Genomic DNA, 21,098 nt, shown 5'->3' on the forward strand with positions numbered 1-21,098 from the left:
TCGTGTCCAGACTCTGGTCAGTTCTCGAAACCGGAGCTCGGGTCGAACTTGAGAACGCGCGCGTTCTCGGAGATCGTGCGCACTTCGCCTTCGTCGAATCCGTCGCTCTTGCTGGCCTGGATGTCGATGGTGATCTCGAGCTTGGCGCCGGCGCCGGCGAGGCGGTCGATGATTTCGCGAGTCACGTTTCCGATGTCGCGCGAGTACCGGTCGGGGTCGACCTTCACGGAGCCGAAGTAGCGGCTCGGGCGTCGCGGCGCGGAGCTCTCTTCGTTCGATCCCTCCTCGTCTGCTTCGTCATCGATCAAGACGACGTCCACCGGGCCGACCTCGGCGGCGCCGTCCTCTGCTGCGCGCCGGGCGGCTTCTCGAGCGGCGGCGGCACGATCTGCAGAGGCCTGTTCGTCGGCCTTGTTCCAGTCCACGAGGAGCGTGCTGTCGGTCACCTGGAGCGCGGCGTTCTGCGCAGGCGGCACGATCAGTCCGCGGTAGCGACTGGCCTCAGTGTCCTTCGCTGACGCGATCGCGAACTTCTCGCCGTCGACGAGGACCGAGTTGAGCGAGCGTTCGATCGCGGAGTCGAGCGTCTCCCTCTTGACGAGGCGCGGCAGGTAGACGTAGCGCGTGAAGTAGCCCCACAACTCGCCAACGCTGATCTCGCCCTTGTCGCGCCACAGCTGCCCAAGCTCCTGATGGAGGGTCGCTCCGAGGATCGGCGCACCCAGCTCGGTCACAAGCTGATCGTCGCGGGACAGCTTTGCGGCGACGCGCTCGGCAAGCGAGCGGCCGCTCGAGTCCGGCACCTTGTCGGTGATCAGCTCGAACGGCTTGGTGGCGTCGAACTGCTCGGGGTAGACCGCCCACACGAAGGTGTCGCGGATTCGATCCGAGACGGTCCGATCCAGGCGCGTGACCCAGTCGTCGGTCTGCTTGCGCTGCTGTACCGACAGGTTGAGGCTCTCGCTGGTCGCCTGCACGCGCTTCCACGCGAGATAGCTGCGAGCAGCGGCCTCCAGGCTCTCCAGCTCGCTCTTATCGGCCACCAGGAACACGAGAGTGTTGCGGTGCACGCGCTGGCTGGCGCCCTTGGTCTCGATCGCCTCGCGCACCCACTGGTGGGCTGAGGAGTTGGCACCGTCGGACTTCCGCCGCGAGTGGCGCGGGTGGACGATCACCAGGCGCGCGTCTTCGAGGTCGGGGATGTCGGCGCTGGATGCCGGCGCGACGTGAACTCGATCGAAGACACCGCGCGCACGTTCCTCGCTGCGAAGTCGCTCGGTGATCTCGTTCCACACGGTCTCGACGTCTTCGCGGAGTCGCTCGGCATAGTCGTTCGCAGTCTTCGTCACCGACGGCTGAGTGTCGAACCAATAGTGGCCCTGTTCCTCGTAGAAGTACGTCGACCGCTGCGCGAGCAGCTCGATCGCACTGCCGAAGTTGCCGAGCGTGTCACCGGGCGCCGCGGTTCCGAGCCAGACGTACTGCTTATCCAAGCCTTTCCGCGACGCCTTGATCCTCGGGGCAGCTCCCATGAAGATCGTTCGCGCGATCCGCTGCGTCACGAACCGCTGGCCCAGATTGGGGCGGTCGAGGTCGATCTGTTGCGCCATCGACCCCGGACCGTCGATGTCCGAGTCGATGATCGGCTTCCACTGGTCCTCGAGATACTGAGTGAGGTCGGTGTTGACCGTCGTCGCTTCCAGCGGCACGTTGCCGGGGAGGATCAGCGGGGACGTGTCGTTCGAAGCCCACAGCTCGTGCACGATGGACGACACGAGCTTGAGCACGCCGCGGGTGCGCTGGAACCGTTCCAACGTTGACCAGTCCTCGTAGAGGCGATCCAGCAGCTCGGGGTGCAGCGGGTACGACGCGCGAATGCGCTGCTCGTAGTCGTCACTCGGTGCCGCGGCATCCCGGGGGAATAAGGCGGTGTTGCTCCGATAAAGAGTGACGAAGCTGCGAGCTACGGCGGAGATCGTGGTCAAGCCCTCAGCGTTCGGCGCCTGGAAGATCCGGCGGCGGACGATCTCGAACGACTCGTCCTTGCTCGACGGTCGCCACTGGTCGGCGACCCGGCGGATCACGTTCTGCAGGCGCTCCAGCGCAAGCTGGCCGTTGGCGCCACCGATCTCGATGTCGCTACCGCTACCCGCATCACCGGTATCAGATGCCGGGATCGAGACGACGAGCATCGCGCCGGGCACTGACCGCACGACCTCCGTCAACGACTGCGCGAACGTGAACTGTGTCTCGAACGAGCCTGACGGAAGCTCCTTGTCCGTGACGAGCTGCCGGGCGTACGCGACCCACTCGTCGATCAGGATCAGCGCCGGCGAGTACTTCGCGATCAGCGTCCGCAGCGCTTCACCGGGGTTCGTCCCAGCACGGTCATCGTCTGCGATGAGGTCGTACGCCGCGCGGCCGCCGAGCTGCCACGCGAGCTCGCCCCAGAGCGTGCGCACCTCGGTCCCGTCGTCCTTAATGAGAGGTGATCCCGCCTTCAAGTACGTGCCGACGAGCGCGACGCGCTTCACGCCCAGCGCCGCAAGATCCGGGTTTCCGGTCTCGGCGATGAGCTCCTGCAGCTCCTGCGGGAAGTCCTTTGCGGGGGTGCCGCTGAAGAGGTGGTAGAGAGCGAGCATCGAGTGCGTCTTGCCACCACCGAAGTTGGTCTGCAGGTTGACGACCGGACTCGCGTTGCCGTCCCCGCCGCCCACGCGTCGGAGCGCGCGCGACAGCAGATCCCGCAGACCCTCTGTGAGGTAGGTGCGGGTAAAGAACTCGACCGGGTCGCCATACTCGGGGCTCGTCGCCTGACCGGTTCGCACGAGATGCAGGTCGGCAGCGAACTCGGATGCCGTGAACTCGCCGCGTGCCACATCATCGTGCGGGCGGATAACCTCGCGCCACGGCCGCAACCCCGAACCCGGGTCGAGCGTCACTGCCGTCCGCTTGACCTGCTTACGCGTCTGATCCTCGAAGACCGTGCGCTGTAGGTCGACCCGGAGCTTACGGACGTCCTCGGCCGAGTCCACCGCTCCAACGGCATGAAGCAGTCGCTCGATCGTGTCGAGCGCGCGCGCCGCGTCATCAGAACTGAACGGCTCGTTGTGCGCCCACAGATTTCGCGTCTCGCGGAGCTCTGAGCCGAAACCCTGCTGCGCACGCGACAGCACGTCCTTGAACCGGTAGCCCTGCTCGGTGATCGCGCGAAGCTGCACCTGCACATCATGCTTAGTCAGCGTTCGGGCTAGTCCACCCCGGCGCTGCGCGTCTTCTTGTGCCCACGCGGCAGGCCAATCCGACGTACCGTAGGCTGCGGTCATCACTTCATCGACGGAATCGAGCAGACCCTCCGACAACAGGTCGAAGGCCTTTCCCACGCGATCACGGTTGTTCATCGCCATCGAGCTCAGTCCCCATCCTCATCGAAGTCGAACGCCTGCTGAACGGCCCGCGGCGTACCGGCGTGCTTTCGCGCCTGCTCGTTCACGTCACCCCACGCACTCACCAGCCCGTTGAAGAGAATCGCGTCTTTGGTGTCGCGCTTCTTCTCGGCCTCGTGGAATAGCAGGAATCCCAACTCCTTCACCGCGTCGAGATTCACCCGCGTCTGAACTGAAGGAAGCAGGGAAGCGACCTGATCGGCTCCGTGCTTTGCCATCACCGCCGCAAGGCGAACCGTCGCCTCCCACACGCTGACGCGCTCGTCGGCGCTCACGTCCCATGCGCCTTCAAGCTGGGTCGGCGAGAGAAGTCGCGCCTTCCCGCCCTTTGCCTCGAAGATGCCCCCGCGCTCAAGCGCTCCGATCGACGTATCGGAAGAGCGCGCAAGCTGGTCAGCAATGCCGGAGTTCTCCTGGGTCCAGCCGTATTGGCGATACCACTTGACTGCGAACCGAGTGTCGGGATCGAAGTCCGACTCTTGCTCGCCGATTACTTCGTCCAGCGTGGCGTTTACGAGCAGGAGTGCGTCCTTCACACTCATGTCGGAGCCATCCGCCTCCCGCACCCGCGAGTACCGGGAGAACACGGATATGCCGGGTCCAATTGCCGCCTGCGCGAGATCGACGGGTGCAATCGCGCCCTGCATCAACGTGCGTAGCGCCTCTGGGAGCTCCGCCTTCAGTGCGGCCACGAACGCTCGTCGGGTCGTCGTAGGCGCATCGCTCGGGCGGGGGCGACAAGCCAGGACAATCGAAGAGGCCAGGGCGTTGGCATTTGAACCGATTAGCCTTCCGCTCATCTCGGTTCGCATGGGCCACGTCGCGGTTATCTCCCACCCAGAGTCAATGAGACCGTCCAGTAGCGTGTGCCAGCCGGTAGAGGAGGTCCCCTCGGCGTTGGCCTCCTGTTGCTTGTACGCGTAATAGACAGTCAGCGGGACATTCGGGTCTGCGCCCTCGCGGACTCGGGCAAAGACCGAGTTGAAGCCCTCGATGAAGAACTTCTCCGCTCCTGCTTTGCCATCATGTCGGTACGGATTAGCGACAAGCTCCTCGAACTTCGGAGTGAGCATAGTCCCAACCGTCTTCGAGTGGATCGTTGAAAGAGATCGTCGCAGCCAGACGTAAAAGAAGTCCGATAGGTCCGAGTAACCGATGTTGTCGTAGTAGGGCGGGTCGGTGGAGATGACGGCGCCCGAGTAGTCACGTGTCGAGGCATCCGCCTGACGTGCGGTGCTTCGACGTCCCGCCGGGAGACGGTCGATGGCGTCGGCCATTCCATCGATCTGGGTTATGAACCCTCCAGACCATGTCGAAAACACATTCGCCTCTGCGTAGTCCCACGCCATGGGAATGGCCTGACGAGAGAACACGTTTCGGATCTTCTGGAGACTGCTGTCCCAGCCGCAACTTGATGACGAGGCGTTGGTTTCTCGGCTGACCGCCAGCGCGAGATACGTTGCGACGGCATCTGCATAAGCCTCCGCGCCAGTCCCTCCATTCTCGAGTCGGTCGCCCTTCGGGAGACCCGCGGCAAGCGCGTCGTCGCGGACCTTCTCGCGGGCGTCCGCGACGAGATCACTCAGCGTGGTCAGCGCAACGAGCTGCCTATTGGTGAAGAGGTCGGAGAACTTCGTCAATCCATAGGCCGGTGGCGAAAACCAACGGGGGTTCGTTGGTACGTCGGCATCGATAGATGAATCCGGACGATCGACCGCCGCGGCCGCGGCCTGCTCTGCAGTGGGCGATAGGTAGAGTCGGCCGCGCGCGCCCTCCGCCACTACGGCTATGAGGTGTGCTCCAAGCTCGCCCCGCTTCCCCGCTTCGCGGACGTAGTCATACGTGAAGGGTGTGCCATCAGCAACCGAGCGGGCGCCTTTCCCGTGCTTGATGGTGCCGTCGTCATCACCCTTCGGGCCGTTGGCGTCATTGTGCACCTCGTAGTGGATCTTTCTGCCGACAACCCGGGCTTCGATCCACGCCTCGCTACCCTTCTTCTTGTTCAGCCACCAGGAGCGAACCAACGGAACCTCGATTGGGTTTGCCGGATTCGGGCTATTGACGGTGCGGGCCCAGATCCAGGCAATGACAGTGTGCTGCGTACCGTCTGGTCCGGTGACCTTGGGGTAAAGATGCCCGATGGTCCGCTCGGCTTGGTCTCGCATCCAGTTGCCGTACGCGCGAACATCCTCCGCCAATCCCTCGGAGCGGCCCCACGCATTGCGGGTCCCAGCAGCGCCTGGATGGACAGGTGGTCGGCCGGCGAAGGTCGGCGGAATCTCGATGAGCGCCTTGTTGATGAGGACCGCGACGGGGTTTAGGTCGCTCGCGTGCGCTTCGAGCCCCAGCCGCTGCGCTTCGAGTGGAATGGCCCCACCGCCGGCGAACGGGTCCAGGACGGAGGGTAGCTTGCCATCGTTGCTCTTGCGGATTTCCGCTCTCGCCTGGGCAAGAAGCGCATCATCATTGCTGTTCTCCCAGATGATCAGCCGCTCGAGCAGTCGATGCAGTCGTGCACGCTCCGCGTCCTGCGCATCGACTGTGGGGAACTCTTCCGGACGAGACGCAGGGTCGTCGACCAGCTGGGCGAAGAGAACGGCGCGTGCGACCGAAATAGGGCGGCGCGCCCAGTAAAGGTGCACCATCAGAGGTAGCCCTTTGCGGATCGACTTTTTCTCACGAGCGGCGGCGAAGTTGATGGCTTCGAGCGGCAGAGACGTCTCGATGAGCTTCTTCTTGGGTGCTGCGTTCACTGATGCATCTCTCGTGGGTCCGTTAGTCGTGTCGCCTGAATCTGTCATCGCGGTGGGCCTCCGCGATCCCAGTAGTCGTGCCATTCCTCGTTGTACGACCGTGTTGTCGCGGACGGCTCAATGTGGGTAAACGCGTCCATGACATAGCGAAGTCGGTCCCGCTTCTCGCCGTCCGGCGACACGAGGACGAGGGCGAGTCGGTGACGGTCGCCCTGCGTCTGCGCGAACGTGACCTCGTTCGTCGTGATGGTGAAGGTGTCGGACCCCTCGATCCGCCCCTTCACCTCGATGTAGTGAATGCGCCCGTCGGGATCGAAGGACTGGATGTCGTATCCGGGATTGTTCCTGGGCATCTCGTGGGGCGTGCGGCCGAGTGCGCGTTCGGTAGCGAGAACGGCTTCGACGGCTCGGCGTTCGACGAGCTCGGTGTTGCGCGCGTAGGTCTGAGGCGCGGCATCCTCGTCGCCAGGCGACAGTCGTTTGCTCGGCACGACGAGTGCTGACCCGCGGACAACGGCGGGAAGTGCGACGAGTTGCGTGCTCTCGTCGAGGGCGCGGAGCCGCTTGTCGAGTCGTTCGTCGAGCTGGCGGGCTCGCTGGAGCGCGGCGTCGGCGCGGAGGCGGCCTATGGTGCCGGAGCGTTCGAGCGCTTCGAGGCGATTGTGCTCGCGGTCCCAATGGTTGATCTCGGCCAGGAGGCGTTCCTTGACCTGCACGCGGGTGCGGTCGACATCCACGGCTATCCGCGCGGCGAGTTCGTCCATGCGAGGTGCGAGTCCGTCTCGATACGCCCACGTCCGGATAGAGCGTTCATGGTCGCTGTTTGCCCACTCGTCCGCGAGGACCTCGGCGATTGCCGCAGCCTCACCCGCGTGTGGTGCGTCGTAGTCGAGGTAGGGCGGCGCAGCAGCGAGCGTGACAGCCCCCGTGGTGTCGAGGACGGGGTAGTCGAAGTGGTGCGACACGGTGTCGGCATCGGTGGTGGCGTTCTGGATGCGCTGCTCGACGGCATACAGCAGTGCAGTGTGCTCGGATTGCTGTTCACGGCGATCGACGAACACGGTTCCTCGTTTGAGCACGGGCCCGAGGTCTTCGATCGTGAGTTCGATGACCGCTTGGAGGAGCGGGTGGCCGGGGGCGAGAAGTGCCGCCTGTGTCTGATTCTCGGGGCGAACGTGTGCAGTCTCGAACGTGGCTCGTTCGTACCGCTCCGGCACAGGTGCCCACCGGTTGAGTCGGCGTGCCGTGTCGATGACGCGCTGTGGTATCCGCGTGATCTCGTATCGGCCCTTCTCGCGCCGACGGATACGGCCACCGAGGCGTTCGAAGGCGGGGAGGAAGAACGCCGCGATGTATCCGGGCTGCAGGCGTCGCTCGCGGGCCTTCTCCATCCGCTCACGGATCTCTTCGAGATTGAGCGAGGAGTACATCTCGGGGTGCAAGGCTCGTTCAGCGACCATGGTGTCGAGCCCGTGGGCGACGCTCGCGTCGATGACTCGGTCGAGCTCGGCCTTGCGTTCCGGCTCGTCGCCGTACCGGATCGCCTCGATCAGCAGTTCACGGAGCGACTTCTCCTGGAAAGCATCCGCGTCGCCGAGAACGTTGAACAGGTTGCCGTTGTACGCGATCGACATCTGGTCGATCTTCGACAGCAACCGCGTGAACACGTCCCCCTCGCGTGTGTCCTTCGCGACCATGTTCCACAAGTGGCACACTTCCCGCTGGCCGATGCGGTGGATGCGGCCGAAACGCTGCTCGATCCGGTTCGGGTTCCACGGCAGGTCGTAATTGACCATGAGGTGCGCCCGCTGCAGGTTGAGGCCTTCGCCCGCGGCATCCGTCGCCAGGAGCACGACGGTGTTGCGGTCGTAGGTGAACTGCTCGCGCGCCGCCTTGCGGTCTTCGCGGCGCGTGCCGCCGTGAATCGTGATGACCGACTCCGGGCGACCCAGCTGCGTCGTGATCTTCTGCCGCAGGTAGTCAAGGGTGTCCTTGTGCTCGGTGAAGATGATGATCTTGCGCGGTTCGCCCGAGTCGTCGTGCACGAGTAGCCGAGGTTCTGTAAACGCACCTACCTCTCGATGAGAGCTAGGAAGGCGGTGGCTGAGATGAGCCACGATCAGCAGGAACGAACCGCAGGCAATGAGCCGAACGACCAGGCGACGGCGCAGGCGTCGCCGTCGTTGCGGGCGGTGGTGTATGTGCGGATCAGTGATGATCCCGAGGGCACCGAGCGCGGTGTTGACCGGCAGGAAGCTGACTGCCGGGCGTATGCGGCAGCGCACGGGTGGGAAGTCGCCCAGGTGTACCGGGAGAACGACACGTCGGCGTTCAAGCAGCGCACGATCACACTCCCGACGGGTGAGCGGGTGCGGCGCGTGGTGCGCCCGGAGTTCCGCGCGATGTTGAAGCACCTCAGCGAGCAGCGCGCCGGGGTGATGATCGCCTACGACCTGGATCGGGCGGTGCGCGACCCGAGAGACTTGGAAGACCTGATCGACGCCAAGGTACTCAACGGCTTCAGCGTCCGCTCCGTGACCGGCTCGCTGAGGTTGGATACGGATTCTGATGTGGCGATGGCGCGGGTGCTGGTCGCGATGGCGAACAAGTCCTCAGCCGACACCGCCCGCCGTGTCGCTCGGGCGGCGAAGCAGCAGGCCATCGAGGGCACTTGGCATGGTGGGCAGGTGCCGTTCGGCTACCGCGCCGAGAACCACACGCTCGTGATCGACCCCGAGGCTGCCGAGTTGGTGCGGGAAGCCGCGCGGCGGGTGCTGGCCGGAGAGACGTTGTACCGGATTCTCACCGACTGGAACCGGCGGGGTATCCGTACGACGCACGGGTGCCGGTGGTCGGATCGGACACTCAAACTGGTGCTGCGCAACCCCTCGATCAAGGGGGTACGGGAGTATCGACCGTTGTTGCCGGACGGCACCCGGTCGAAAACCTCCCTGATGCAGACGACCGCCGCGTGGCCCGCGATCTTGGACGAGGACACCTGGCAGCAGGTCTCCGATGTGCTCGATGCCCGCAAGCAGGCCCGAAACTTCCATCAGCCCGGCAGTGGGGCGGCGAAACGGCTGTATCCGTTCTCGGGTCTGATCCGCTGCTCGACCTGCGGACGCGCCATGCTGCATCGCGGCCAGGTGTATCAGTGTGTGCAACAGGTGCCGGGCGGGTGCAACCGCTCGATCCGTTCCGGCGACCTCACCAAACTCGTGGAGGAAGCCGTGCTCGCGACGTTCGAGCAGATCACCCTCAACCCCGCCAAGCGCCAGTCTCCGGGCGCGGATCAGGCCGCACGAGTGGGGCTTGCCGCGACGCTCGATGCCGACCGGGAACGCCTCGCCCGGCTCGATGATGACTACTACGACGGGTTGATCGACAAGTCGATGTGGGTGCGGCAACGCTCACGGATCGCCGAACGCATCGAACGCACCCGCCGCGAGTACGCCGCCACGGTGCCGGAGCACACTGGCCCGTCGATTGATATGACGACCGTCGCACAGGAGTGGGCCGACCGTACCCCGATGTGGCAGCACCAGGCCGCCAGTCTCGTCCTTGAAGCCGTCCTCGTTCACGCCCTGCCCAGGGGGATGAACGGCGCGACACCGGCGAGGCGGCGCAATGAGACCGTCGAAGCGTTTCATGCCCGCCGTGAGGTGTACCGGGCGGGGATTCTCGCACATCGGGTCGAGTTCGTCTGGCGCGCCTAACGCCCCCGCGCCTTCGGCAGGCCGCAGAGGGCTTGCAGTTGCTCACGCACCCGTGGGTCAGCGATGACCGGAGGCAGGCCCTGCGCTGCGCGGCTCTCCCGCGCGAGGCGTGCGCCGAGTGGTTCGGGGGCATCGGTCGAGGCTGGTTCGGGCGTGGTTGTGGTGGTCTGCGTCGAGGTATCCATGTAGACAGGTACGACAGGCAAACCACAACATCTAGTTGTACGGGGTCAGGACGTTGGTTGCAGTCGGCTGATCGGGGGGTTGCCTCCGAGGGCTGAGTGGCGTCGTCCAGTGTTGTAGTGCTCGAGCCAGGGGTCAAGTGCTGCGGTGCGGTCGTCGTTCGAGGTGAACGGTTGCCGGTAGGCCCATTCGGTTTGCAGGGTCCGGTTGAACCTCTCCACCTTGCCGTTCTGCCACGGGCAGTGCGGTTTGATGAACTTCTGCCGGATGCCGTGCGCGCCGCAGACGCCGCGCAGCGACCATCGGTAGGCCCAGGCGTTGTCGGTGATCAGCCGCTCGATGCGGGGGATGCCGTGCGCGGCGAAGTAGCCGATGGCGCGTTCGAGGAACGCGGCGCAGGTCGGGCCCTTCTCGTCGGGGAGGACCTCGGAGTATGCGAGCCGGGAGTGGTCGTCGACGACGGAGTGCACGTAGTCGTAGCCGACGACGGTCTGTTTCCGGGCGGCTGTGGAGCCCATCGCTCTGCCGTGCGCCTTCCACCCGCCGCCGTCGGGGATGCGACCGAGCTTCTTCACGTCCATGTGCACCAGCTCGCCGGGCTGCTCGCGTTCATAGCGGACCGCTGTGGTCTTCGACGCGCGGATCCGCTCCCCGGTCATCGGGTCCAGATCGACCAGACGAGGCAGCCCGGACCGGGCGATGATGCGCGACACCGTCCGCGCCGGCACCCCGGTGCGGGCCGCGACCTCGTCACGGCCGACTCGTTCCTTCTTCCGGATCGCGACCACCGCCGCGGCCCTGGCATCGGGGGTGCGGTTGGCGACGTGGTGAGGCCGCGAGGAGCGATCGTAGAGACCGGCTTCACCCTCGGCGCGGTAGCGGTCCAGCCACCGCTTCACGCAGCGTCGGGACACGCCCATTGCCGCGGCGATATGCGCCTGCTTCCACCCGGCACCGGCACGATGGACGATGAGCAGCCTGCCGTGCACGGTCAAGCGGGCATTACGGTGGGACACGAGAACCTCCGAGTTCGTGAAGACGTCAGACATCTCCACTAAGCCCGGAGGTTCTCCCCTTTCACAAGACCGGAAACGCCACCAACCTCATGGCCGGGTACATCTAGTACCTGGCATCGAGTTGAGGTACTATATGCAGACTTATCCACAGGGAGCTACCTGCGACCGACCCCAAACGGGGTATGTCACGGGGGTGCCGATTCGGTACCCTCGTGAACCGGCTCAACGGTGCCGCAAATTTTGCGGCACCGTTCGCGCCCGTGACGGCCAGCCGAGCGGAGCGAAAGCGCAGGTCCGACGGTGGTGGCGATTCGACACCACCGTGAACGGTCGCGGTGAGGTCGCAGCGGATGCGGCTTGGTTCGCGGGGGCAACGGCGAAACTCCTGGTCGGACGGTGGTGCCAATTTGCCACCACCGTCACGAGAACCACAACGAGCAGCACAGCGGGCCGAGGTCGCAGGCTGGACGGTGTGGGAAATTTTCCCCGACCGTCGCCCCGCGAGTGTGGTGCCGCCGATTCGACGGAACCACCCCGGCCGGGAGTAAAAGCCCTGGTCGCACGGTTCCGGCAATTTGCCGGAACCGTCACCCCCACCCCGACATGCAGGCGCGCCGGAGCGTATCGCGGTCGCGTGGTGGCGGTGCTCATCGTCGGGTTCCTCCGGTCGTGTGGGCAGGTGTCAGTAGGTAGGTGCGCACCCGTTCCCACGGGAGTCGTCGGCGCGTGCGGTGGCGATGCCGACGCCCGGCCCCGCCCGGCTCGCGGACGGTGGGCCGTAGCGCCGGTACTCGATGGGGGTCACGCCCATGTAGCGGCGGAAGATGCGCGAGGCTTGCCCGCAGTGGTGGCACCAGCCGACCCGTTCGGTGATCGTGCCGATGAGCAGATCGGTTTCGCGGATCAGGCGCGCCATCTCCTGTACGCGCAGGATCGACAGGTACACCGGCGGCGTCACCCCGAACGAGTCCTTGAACACCCGATTGAGCTGACTCGGCGACAGGCAGGCGTGCGCGTCCAGTTCGGTGAGCGGCCACTGCCTGGCGATGTTGCTCTGCATGAGCGCCGCCGTGCGCATAATCTCGCGGCGCACCGGCTTGAACTCCCGCCACCGGGGAGGCGCGACCCGCACGGCCCGCTGCCGAGAGGTCAGCGGCGGCACCTCCACCGGCGCGTGACGAACCAGCGGCGCGATGGCGGCGAGCACCGTGAACAGCAGCGCATACGCACGGAAGTAGCCGCGCGGCGATTGGTCTTCGCCGGTGAGTGTGGCGAGTTCATCGAGGATCGGCCCGAGCCGTTCGGCCTGCGATTCTCCGACGCGCAGCACCTGCACCGGATCGGGATACAGGTGAGTTGCGAGGTCGCGTGCGGCTTCGCCGTCCGCGAGCACGTCGAGGTGCTGCCAGAACAACTGCTCGACCAGTAATCGGTATCCACTGCCACTGTCCTCACCGTGACGGTGCCCTCGGGTTCGTACCCGAACTCGACGTTCGGGGCGACCAGCACCACATCACCCACCGACGCCGACCCGCCCGCATCGGCATCGGCATCGGCATCGGTGAGGATGATCGAGCCGTCGCGCACGACCACGAAGCGCACACAGTCATAGGCGGTCGCCGCCAATATGCGACGGTGACGGATGCTGGTGACATAGACGCAACTCCACGGCTCGACCGGCTGCACTATCGCGGGGTGCGGCGACTGCGGCGTCCTTGTAGGCTCATGACCGGTCGGCGTGGTCGCCGGGCGTTCGAGTAGCAGCGACATGACGACCTCCCTTCTCTGACCACCCCCGAGCAACCAGGGGGAAGAACCGGCCTACCAAGCACCGGCGGTCGCGGCGAAGCAGGAGACGAGCAGGCCGGGCGTTTCCCGGTCACTCCGGCACTTTGCCGGGCAGCGCGACCGGCTCGGTCATGGGAGGTCGGTCATGAGCGGGCGCATGTCTCGGTAGCGGCTCGGTGTCACTCCGGTGTGCGCTGTGGATGCTTCTACCGCGCGCGACCGGCTCCGCCACCCCACCCGCTGCCCGGTGGCGGTGACGGTGATGTTCGTCTCGCGTAGGAGCCGCGCCATCTCTTGCACGCGGAGCATCACCAGGTAGGCGGTCGGGGTCTTCCCGAACGTGTCCGTGAACACGCGCACCAGGTGCTTCGGAGAGAGCCGCACCAGGGCTGCCAGTTCCGCGAGCGTCCACGGGTGCGTGATCCGGCTGTGCAGCGCGTCGCGCACCAGCATCGCCTCACGACGCAACGGTTCAGGCACCCGACTTCGAGCGGAGAACGGGCGAGCGCGGGCACGTTGCAGCCGGGTCAGCCGCACCGTCGAGACGCGGATGCACGGCGCGATCACATCGGTGATGAGGAACCAGAGCGCCTGCATCCGATGGAACCGTTCCAGGTACTTGCCCTCGACGGTGAGGGCGACCAGCTCGTCCAGCCACGGCAACAACCGCCCGGCTCGATCCCGGCCCAGGTGCAGTACCTGGGCAGGTTCGGTGTACACCTTTCCCGCGAAGTCGTGGGCGTCGAGGCGGTCGTGCAAGATCGCGGAGTGTTGCCAGAAGAACTGATCCAGCGCCATGTCGGTGTCGATGTAGACCGTCGTATAGGTGACCCGCCCCTCGGGTTCGACGCCGAACAGCACGCTCGGCCCCAGCAGCACCGCGTCGCCAAAGCTGACGGGTTGCTGTCCGAACTCGCTGAACACGATGGCCGTGCCGTCACGGATCACAACGAGCCGGACAACGTTGTACGCCGCCAGGCCCACAGGTCGATGCGTCGTCCGTGTCCGAGCCGACAACGGCGGGGAGATGCGCCTATCCACTCATCGGGTGCTTTTCTGTCAGTTCACTGGGCCATGCGATGAGTTGCGTGCGAGTGTCGTCCTTGGTGGAAGTCTCCGCGACTGCCGCTCCGAAGTCGGCATAACTGATCGCTTGTCGGGTGAACGCAGTCTCGTCTGTGGAAGGGGAGACTCGTTCCCAGCGTGCTGTCGTCGGCCCCTCCGGTTCGTAGACGGGCGGCGGGATCAGATACGCCCATTCTGATCCTGCGTTGCCCGCTTCGAGGTGGTCGCGCAGCATGGCGTGTGCTCTCCCGCGCGGCAGTGTGGGTTCTGGGAACCGGGGGTCTTGCCAGAACCGTCTGTCTCCAGGGAGTCGGAGTGCTCCTGCTCCGCCGACCGTGACGATCCGGGCCGGAGCGCCGTTGGCCTTGGTGCTTGCCTCGATGAGTCGATCATGTACGGCCACGAGTTCGGTCGGGGCGATGTCCTCACGCAGTCGGATCGCGTTCATGACGACGTCGATGCCGTGCATTGCTTGCGTGAGACTGGCGTTCTCAGCGATGTTCACGACCGTGGAGGTCAGCGATGCAGCAGTCTTGGCGAGCCGCGTGGTGTCTGCCGGATCGCGCAGCGCAGCGGTCGCCTCGATGCCTGCGGGGAGATGAGCGAGGATGGCGGCTCCGGTGCGCCCGGTCGCGCCGAGAATCAGGATGCGAGTCATACAGGTACCTCCGAAGCGGGCGTGCGGGTGAGTCGGGCGAACCCGGTGAGGCTGGCGACGGCGAGCACCATGAGCGCGGCGAGACTGACGAGCAGGATCGGGAAGTCCAAGCCCAGGTAGGCAGTGAGTGGGCCGACGCTGGCACCGAGGAACAGCACGAATCCGTTGAGCGCCATCCCACCGGCCCGGTTCGGGGCGGCGGTCTCGCCGAACAGGGTGATCATCGCGGGCACCGCGAGCGCGACCCCAGTGACTCACACGAGACTCGCCAGCGCCGTGCCCGCGAGGGATGCCGAGAGTGCGGCTTCGATCAGCAGCCCAATCGCGGCGAGGGCGAACCCGGCACGTGCAACCCCCGCGCCGCCGAGACGCTTCGCAATAGCGCCCGCGAAGAGGGAGGCGAACATGCCCGGCAGCCCGACGAGGCGGAGCCAGATCACCTGCGATGAGTCCAGGCAGAGGTCGGTCAGGTGCGGGCCGAGGCCGGTGTACATGCCGACGAACGACAACAGCAGCGTTAGGTGCGCGAGGCTCAGTAGCAGCACCGAGGGGCGTGTGGCGACCCTCCCGACTACGGCGAAGCGACGCACCAGGCTCGCATCGTCTCTGCGACTGTGCGGCTCGGTGACGAGCACGGCGACGCCGATCATGCCGAGGCCGAGCATGATGCCGGAGAGGATGAACACCCACTGCCAGCCCAACGTCAGGCTGAGCGCGGAGGCGAGTACTTGGCCTGCGATCCCGGCAACGAGGAATGCCGTCGACATGGCCCCGATCGCCGTTGCCCGACGCTTCAGCGGGGTCGCTTCGGCCAGATACGCGAGCGCAACCGGCGCGAAACTCGACGCCATCACCCCCTGCACCCCGCGCAGCGCAGCAAGCATCGGCACCGTGGAGGCGAAGCCGCAGGCGATGGTCGCGACGGTGAGATACACCAGGCCGATGAGCATGATCCGCTTCCGCCCGTACTGATCGGCCAACGGCCCCCAGATCAGGAACCCGACCGCATAGCACACGCTGAACACCGTCGAGAGCGCGAACGTCACATCAGAGCCGAGTTCCGCACCGATCGGGGCGATCAGCGGGATTGCCGCGTACAACTGCGTGAGCACCAGCAGCGCCGTGACCACGAGCAGCACGACCACGCCGTTCCCTGCCGGGTGCTCGCGCGCCTCGCCTGCTCCCGCTATCTGTTCCGTCGAGTTCGCAGACACCACCACTCCAAATCCAACGTTTCCGTTGGATTTGACTGTAGTAGGCTAACCGCGAAGACGCAACGTGAGCGTTGGGTTTACCGCACGAGACGGGAGGTGGGAACGATGGGCTGGGATGTTGAGGGCAGGAAGCGCCGCATCCTCGACGCGGCGGTGGCCGAGTTCGCCGCGCACGGGCCGCACGGCACGACCATCGAGCGCATCGCCAAGGCCGCCGGGGTGAACAAGGAGCGCGTCTACACGCACTTCGGGGGCAAGGACAGACTTTTCGCCACCGTACTGCGCGAGGAACTGGCGAAGGTAGCCCGCGACGTGCCCGTCGAATCATTCGCAACCGAGGACGTGGGCGACTACGCCGGGCGCGTCTACGACTACCACCGCGAGCACCCCGAACTCGGCAGGCTCATGCGCTGGGAAGGGCTCGTCTTCGACACCGAAGTACCCGACGAGGCCGAGCGGCGCGAATACTACGGATACAAAGTCGCCGCCATGACCGACGGACAGGCCAAGGGCACAGTAACGAGCGACCTCGACGCCGACCACCTGATGTTCCTCGTGCTCTCACTCGCCGGATGGTGGTCAGCGGTACCGCAGGTCGCCCGCATGATCACCGGAGCCGAGAGCGACGCCGAACACGCACGCCGCCGTGCCTCCGTCGTCACCGCTGCCCGAAGACTCATCGGGCAGTAATCAGGTCACGAAGTTCGCCGAGAAGACTAGTCACTTCATCGAACCGAACTCCGAAAGTTCCCTCGAACTTTGTGACGCCAACTCTTGCCAGCGACACTCTGTGCGACGCTCTCGCGCTGACGCTCGGCTCCATCAGTCATCTGCCCCCTATCTCAGTGAGGGCAGCGTCTACGCCCGCGAAGTCAGCGGCGGAGGCAAGCACAGCCGCACCGTCGCCCTCCCCGCCGAGTACGTGAGCGAGTGGGCGCACCTGTCGTATGCCGCGACCGCCTACGGCGTCCAAGGCGCAACCGTCGATGCCTCCCACACGGCCTTGTCGGAGGCGACGAGCGCGGCAGGCGTCTACGTCGGCATGACGAGAGGCCGCCAACAGAACCAACTCCACGTCGTCGCCGCTGATATGGCGGATGCGCGGGCGCGGTTCGTTGAGGCGATGGAACGCGACCCGGCAGACCGTGGCCTCGACCACGCCACCGCCCAAGCCATCGACGCCGTGCAAGGCCTCGTCAGCGATGGCCCCGTGCAGCTCATCACCGAAGAACTCGCCCGCCTCACCGCCGAAGCCGAACGAGCCGAACGTGCGGCGGAACGCTGGGAGCAGACCGCTGCCAGGTTCGACGCCCAGCGCGCAACACACAAGACCGAGGACGACGAGCACGCCGACGTGCTCCGCCACGCCGAGGACGAGGCGGCGCGCATCCGTGCCGAAATCGCGGAACCGTTGACGGTGCAGGCCGAGGCAGACGGCACCACCTATCTCGATGCTGTCGAGCGCGAGGCCGCCGCAAGCAGCCGACTCGCCACCGTCGGCAGGCTCGGCAGGCGCAAGGCCCGCGCGGAGCACCGCCAGACGAGCGAGCACACCCGGACGGTTCGGGCACGGGTGCGCGAAACATGGGGCGAACCACCCCGCACCACCGACACCCTGCCCGAGTGGGCGGCACGACAGGCCGAGCGTCGCGCCGAGGCCGATCCCCGCGTGATCGACGCCGCCCAGCACGTCGAGGCCGCGCGAGCCGACCGTGACGAGTTGCGGCAGCGGCACGAGCAGGAACGCCGGGCGTTGCTGGTCAGCGAGTACGGGCCGCAGGCGGTGATGCGCCACCGGGTCGGGATGCGACTGCCGAACCCAGCACAGCAAGCAGGACAGGCGCACCAGCAAGCCACCGCGCTCCGAGCCGAGGCCGACTACCTCCGCGCGCTACCGATCCGCGACGCCGCCGCACGGATCGAAACCACCCGCGCCGAGCACGAAGCAAGGCAGCAAGCACTCGCCGAACGCGAACGGCAACTCCGCGAGCCGACCGAACGCGACCCGCGGCGCAACGACCCGCGACATGACGGGCCAGCACGCGGCCTATGAGCATCAGCAGCACGTCGCGTCGGCGTGACGTTCACAGCAGCCCCGCAACCCGAGCCACAGACGCCCAGCGCGATTGTCGGCCGTTCGACGTACACTTGAATACATGACACCCGACACCGCAACTCTGATCCGAGACGGCCTCGCGCTCGACGCCGATCAGCGCGCGGTCGTCGCTAACGCCCTGCTCGAAAGCCTCCATGATGCAGACGACGAGAGCGAGGTCGATGCAGCCTGGCGTGCCGAGGCTACCCGGCGACTGGCCGAGGTGCGTGAGGGTGCGGTCGATCTGGTGGATGCCGACGAGCACTACGAGCGTTTGCGCGCCTTGCTCACCGCATGACCTTGGCCCAGCGAGAGCACCCCGAGGCCGTCGCGGAGTTCGACGCCGCCGTGCGCTGGTACGAAGACCAGGAGCCAGGGATCGGCCTTGCGCTCATCGACCGAGCAAGGCAAGCCCGGAAAGACCTCGACCAATGGCCGAACGCCGCCCCACCATTCACGACCGCTGACGATGGCACCGTGATCCGCAGCAAGGCCGTTCGCGGATACCCGTACCGCATCGTCTACACGGTGGAGCCGGACACGATCCTGATCCTCGCCTACGCCCACGAGCGCCGCGAACCCGGCTACTGGCTCCACCGGCTGAACGACTGAACAGCACGCCGCCGGGCTCATGGCTCGGATCGGGTCTCGCGTACATTTCTGGCGCCGTCGAACCCGGTGGTGAGGTCAGCGAGGAGCAGCTCCGCCGTCTCATGGGGCACGGCCAGGACCCCAACACGAGCGAACAGTTGGGTCGTCCGTACCGCCGATTCGCAAGCACTGCCGAGCGAGTTGCCCGTCGGCTTGAGAAGCTTCCCGAGACCCTCGCTCCCGCTGATAGGGGTGCACAGGTGGCGTTGATCGAGGCGGAAGAGGCAGGGAAACCGACGGGTGTGTTCGGCGAAGTCGGTGAGGCGGGCGAGGTTCTGTCGGGTCTTGACGGCGAGGTAGCGGCCGTTGACTTTCCGGTCTTCGTTGATCTCAAGCAGGGCTTCGGCGGCATGCTGGCGGACGTAGGGGTCTTCGGCGTCGTCGGCGGCGATCTGTGGCCCAGACTTCGCGAATTCGGGCAGGGGTACTAAAGCCCACCCCCTGTTCCCGATCGGGCACACTGCAGAACTTACTCTCTCCCTCGCCGCCATCTGCAGTGCACGCGACTTCGCGATGGTTTGGACGCGGCTGTCGAGCGAGCCGAAGGTGAGGCGAGCAAGGCAGATCGCGCCTACGTTCGAGCCATCACCTTCGCCGCCGGTCAGTTGCTTCGCGCAGTCGCCGAAGTCCACCGGGCAAGCCTGGCGAGCCGTATTCGTCGGCGGTCTCGAGGCAGCGGTCGTGTGTGCAGCGCATGATGGCGGAGAGCCGGTCCTGCGTGTAGTCGAATGTCCAGGAGCCGCGCGAGGCGTTCTGCTGCGTCTCCAGAGCGCGCTGAATTTACCAGATCGGTGACGATTTTGGTGTTCTTGGTGGACTAATGACCGTTCTCGGGCAGGTCAGAGTCCCGCGCGGCGGCTTCGCCGTTGTCGAGGGACGCAAGCGTGGCCATCTGGTCGGTGCTAAGGCGGAAGTCGAAGACCGAGAGGTTCTCGACCAGGCGTTTGGGGTCTGACGATCTCGGCACCGGCACGAGGCCCTGCTGCACGTGCCAGCGGAGCACCACCTGTGCCGCCGTTCGTCCGACGTCCGCCGCGATCTGCACGATCGTCGGGTTCTCCCGCAGCTCGGGCCCGCGGCCGAGCGGGCTCCAGCTCTCGGTCACGATACCGAGCACCTCGTGCGCGCGTCGAGGAACGGTACGGGCGATGTCGGGGCTGAGCTGGATCTGGTTCACGTCGGGCACGACCCCGGTCGCGTCGATGATGGAGGCGAGGTGGGCCGGTTTGAAGTTGGAGACGCCGATGGCTTTGACCCGCCCCTCCTCCAACAGCTTGACGAGACCCTTCCAGGCGTCGACGTAACGGCCTTGAGCCGGGACCGGCCAGTGGCAGAGGAAGAGGTCGAGGTGGTCCACCCCGAGCCGCTCGAGACTATCGTCGTAGGCGCGCTGGACGCCGTCGACGCTGTGCGACTCCTTGTTGAACTTGCTGGTGATGAAGATCTCGTGGCGGGGCAGCCCGGAGTCATGGATCCCCCGCCCGACGGCGACCTCGTTGCTGTACTTGAATGAGGTGTCGATGAGCCGATAGCCGCTCTCGATGGCGACGCGCACGACCTCCTGGCATTCATCGCCGACCATCGGCCAGGTGCCGAGGCCGAGTGACGGGATTCGGTGGCCGTGCAGGAGGGGGAGCAGGGGCGCTGGGGGCGCAGGTTCGAGCTCTTCTGTAGTCATCGGTCGGTGGTCCTATCGTTGGTCGCTATCGGATGCCGAGGCCGGCGTGTTCGAGGTCGGCGAGATGGAATCGCCAGACGTGCTGTTCGTTGAAGGCCGGTCCGAGATCGGGCAGATCGTCGAGGTCGGCCGGCGCCACAGCGGCCGGCGTCACACCAGCCTGAAGGACCTGCAGCTGGATGCGAGCGAGGGCGTCGACGTTGATCGCGTTGATGACGGCGGATTCGACACTCGATCCTGTCGCCGTGAGCCCGTGGCCACGGAGTAGGCAGACCGGGCGATCGCCGAGGGCGTCGACCATGGCGCTGCCGAGCGCGTCCGAGCGGATCAAGACCGACCGGGCAAAAGTGGGGATGCCCGCCAGAGCCATTCGCATCGCCGGGATGTTGTAGGCACCCACCACGCCCAGAAGAGGGACACCGATCAGCGTCAATGCGACGACGGCTGGCGGGTGGGCGTGCACGACCGCGCTCACATCCGGGCGTGCGCGGAGGGTGGCGAGATGCAATGGCAGCTCGTTCGGCGCCGAGTATCCGTCGGGCAGCTCGGTACTCCCATCGAGGCGGACCAGGTGGATGTCGTCGGGCTGCGTGAACTTCAGCCCGCGTTCTTCGCGGCCTCTGCAGCGCACGAGCAGGGAGTCTTCGCCCACTCGAAGGCTGATGTGCCCCAGGATGTCGTCCACGAGCCCTCGCAGAGCGAGGATGCGGCATCCCTCGGCGACGAGCAGCCGTTCCTCTGAGTAGTCGGTCACCTGCATTCCGTGCTTCTCCAATCGATCCGGTGGTCGTTCTCCAATTGACCGCTTCCGCACATCAGAGTACATTTCTGCTAG

General features: G+C 65.9%; 18 protein-coding genes. 6 read left to right on the top strand and 12 right to left on the bottom strand.

All coding sequences use genetic code 11. The features are described 5' to 3' along the window. Nucleotides 1-17: 17 nt before the first annotated feature. The 3 genes from AC3ENO_RS01430 to AC3ENO_RS01440 are packed head-to-tail and all read right to left on the bottom strand — an operon-like array spanning nucleotide 18 to nucleotide 8,244. Nucleotides 18-3,407: a DUF499 family protein gene (locus AC3ENO_RS01430; protein WP_195692263.1), complete on the bottom strand. Its 3,390-nt coding sequence runs from the start codon at nucleotides 3,405-3,407 to the stop codon at nucleotides 18-20. 5 nt (nucleotides 3,408-3,412) lie between these two features. Continuing rightward, nucleotides 3,413-6,199, bottom strand: a complete 2,787-nt coding sequence (locus tag AC3ENO_RS01435) for a DUF1156 domain-containing protein (protein WP_228177893.1) — start codon at nucleotides 6,197-6,199, stop codon at nucleotides 3,413-3,415. Nucleotides 6,200-6,243: 44 nt separating this feature from the next. Then, nucleotides 6,244-8,244 carry a helicase-related protein gene (locus AC3ENO_RS01440; protein ID WP_434968844.1) on the bottom strand — a complete coding sequence of 667 codons (2,001 nt, stop codon included), beginning with the start codon at nucleotides 8,242-8,244 and terminating at the stop codon, nucleotides 6,244-6,246. Nucleotides 8,245-8,307: 63 nt separating this feature from the next. On the opposite strand from AC3ENO_RS01440, the gene AC3ENO_RS01445 reads away from it, so the two are divergent. Then, the gene (locus AC3ENO_RS01445) at nucleotides 8,308-9,915 is read left to right on the top strand and encodes a recombinase family protein (RefSeq protein WP_024476692.1); all 1,608 of its coding nucleotides are present in this window, start codon (nucleotides 8,308-8,310) and stop codon (nucleotides 9,913-9,915) included. Between the two features lie 230 nt (nucleotides 9,916-10,145). Here AC3ENO_RS01445 and AC3ENO_RS01450 read toward each other — a convergent pair whose 3' ends face one another. The 6 genes from AC3ENO_RS01450 to AC3ENO_RS01475 form a co-directional block, all read right to left on the bottom strand. Then, a complete protein-coding gene (locus tag AC3ENO_RS01450) occupies nucleotides 10,146-11,114 on the bottom strand; it encodes an IS481 family transposase (protein ID WP_101852925.1) in 969 nt (322 codons plus the stop codon). Between the two features lie 682 nt (nucleotides 11,115-11,796). Further along, complete coding sequence (locus AC3ENO_RS01455) at nucleotides 11,797-12,450, bottom strand: helix-turn-helix transcriptional regulator (RefSeq protein WP_175987534.1); 654 nt, start codon at nucleotides 12,448-12,450, stop codon at nucleotides 11,797-11,799. Between the two features lie 581 nt (nucleotides 12,451-13,031). Beyond that, nucleotides 13,032-13,886 (bottom strand): helix-turn-helix transcriptional regulator, encoded by an 855-nt coding sequence (locus AC3ENO_RS01460; protein WP_024476689.1) that lies wholly within the window; start codon nucleotides 13,884-13,886, stop codon nucleotides 13,032-13,034. A 49-nt stretch (nucleotides 13,887-13,935) separates the two neighbouring features. Beyond that, the gene (locus AC3ENO_RS01465; protein WP_024476688.1) at nucleotides 13,936-14,625 is read right to left on the bottom strand and encodes an NAD(P)-dependent oxidoreductase; all 690 of its coding nucleotides are present in this window, start codon (nucleotides 14,623-14,625) and stop codon (nucleotides 13,936-13,938) included. Then, entirely contained in the window at nucleotides 14,622-14,849 is a 228-nt protein-coding gene (locus AC3ENO_RS01470; protein WP_197425747.1) for a hypothetical protein, read from the bottom strand. Before AC3ENO_RS01470 ends, AC3ENO_RS01465 begins: the two co-directional genes overlap by 4 nt. 30 nt (nucleotides 14,850-14,879) lie before the next feature. Continuing rightward, nucleotides 14,880-15,839, bottom strand: coding sequence for an MFS transporter (locus AC3ENO_RS01475; protein WP_199732620.1), 960 nt, complete (start codon nucleotides 15,837-15,839; stop codon nucleotides 14,880-14,882). A 105-nt stretch (nucleotides 15,840-15,944) separates the two neighbouring features. Between AC3ENO_RS01475 and AC3ENO_RS01480 the strand changes: the two genes are divergently transcribed. The 5 genes from AC3ENO_RS01480 to AC3ENO_RS01500 all read left to right on the top strand — a co-directional run bounded on the left by AC3ENO_RS01480 (nucleotide 15,945) and on the right by AC3ENO_RS01500 (nucleotide 19,016). After that, nucleotides 15,945-16,529, top strand: coding sequence for a TetR/AcrR family transcriptional regulator (locus AC3ENO_RS01480; protein ID WP_024476687.1), 585 nt, complete (start codon nucleotides 15,945-15,947; stop codon nucleotides 16,527-16,529). 100 nt (nucleotides 16,530-16,629) lie between these two features. Continuing rightward, complete coding sequence (locus AC3ENO_RS01485) at nucleotides 16,630-17,892, top strand: hypothetical protein (RefSeq protein ID WP_434968845.1); 1,263 nt, start codon at nucleotides 16,630-16,632, stop codon at nucleotides 17,890-17,892. A gap of 103 nt (nucleotides 17,893-17,995) precedes the next feature. Further along, nucleotides 17,996-18,232 carry an addiction module protein gene (locus tag AC3ENO_RS01490; RefSeq protein WP_024476685.1) on the top strand — a complete coding sequence of 79 codons (237 nt, stop codon included), beginning with the start codon at nucleotides 17,996-17,998 and terminating at the stop codon, nucleotides 18,230-18,232. Beyond that, nucleotides 18,229-18,546: a type II toxin-antitoxin system RelE/ParE family toxin gene (locus AC3ENO_RS01495; RefSeq protein WP_024476684.1), complete on the top strand. Its 318-nt coding sequence runs from the start codon at nucleotides 18,229-18,231 to the stop codon at nucleotides 18,544-18,546. The genes AC3ENO_RS01490 and AC3ENO_RS01495 overlap by 4 nt, the downstream gene beginning before the upstream one ends. 44 nt (nucleotides 18,547-18,590) lie before the next feature. Beyond that, the gene (locus tag AC3ENO_RS01500; RefSeq protein ID WP_231734932.1) at nucleotides 18,591-19,016 is read left to right on the top strand and encodes a hypothetical protein; all 426 of its coding nucleotides are present in this window, start codon (nucleotides 18,591-18,593) and stop codon (nucleotides 19,014-19,016) included. Nucleotides 19,017-19,170: 154 nt separating this feature from the next. Here AC3ENO_RS01500 and AC3ENO_RS01505 read toward each other — a convergent pair whose 3' ends face one another. Genes AC3ENO_RS01505 through phtC form a run of 3 tightly spaced genes read right to left on the bottom strand, consistent with a single transcriptional unit; the run spans nucleotide 19,171 to nucleotide 21,017 of the window. Beyond that, nucleotides 19,171-19,365 (bottom strand): hypothetical protein, encoded by a 195-nt coding sequence (locus tag AC3ENO_RS01505; protein ID WP_120298671.1) that lies wholly within the window; start codon nucleotides 19,363-19,365, stop codon nucleotides 19,171-19,173. Nucleotides 19,366-19,402: 37 nt separating this feature from the next. Next, entirely contained in the window at nucleotides 19,403-20,263 is an 861-nt protein-coding gene (locus AC3ENO_RS01510) for an aldo/keto reductase (protein ID WP_060958820.1), read from the bottom strand. Nucleotides 20,264-20,288: 25 nt separating this feature from the next. Then, nucleotides 20,289-21,017 carry a 3,4-dihydroxyphthalate decarboxylase gene (gene phtC, locus AC3ENO_RS01515; protein WP_396643557.1) on the bottom strand — a complete coding sequence of 243 codons (729 nt, stop codon included), beginning with the start codon at nucleotides 21,015-21,017 and terminating at the stop codon, nucleotides 20,289-20,291. Nucleotides 21,018-21,098 lie beyond the last annotated feature (81 nt).

The organism is Microbacterium sp. bgisy207 (genome assembly GCF_057706855.1).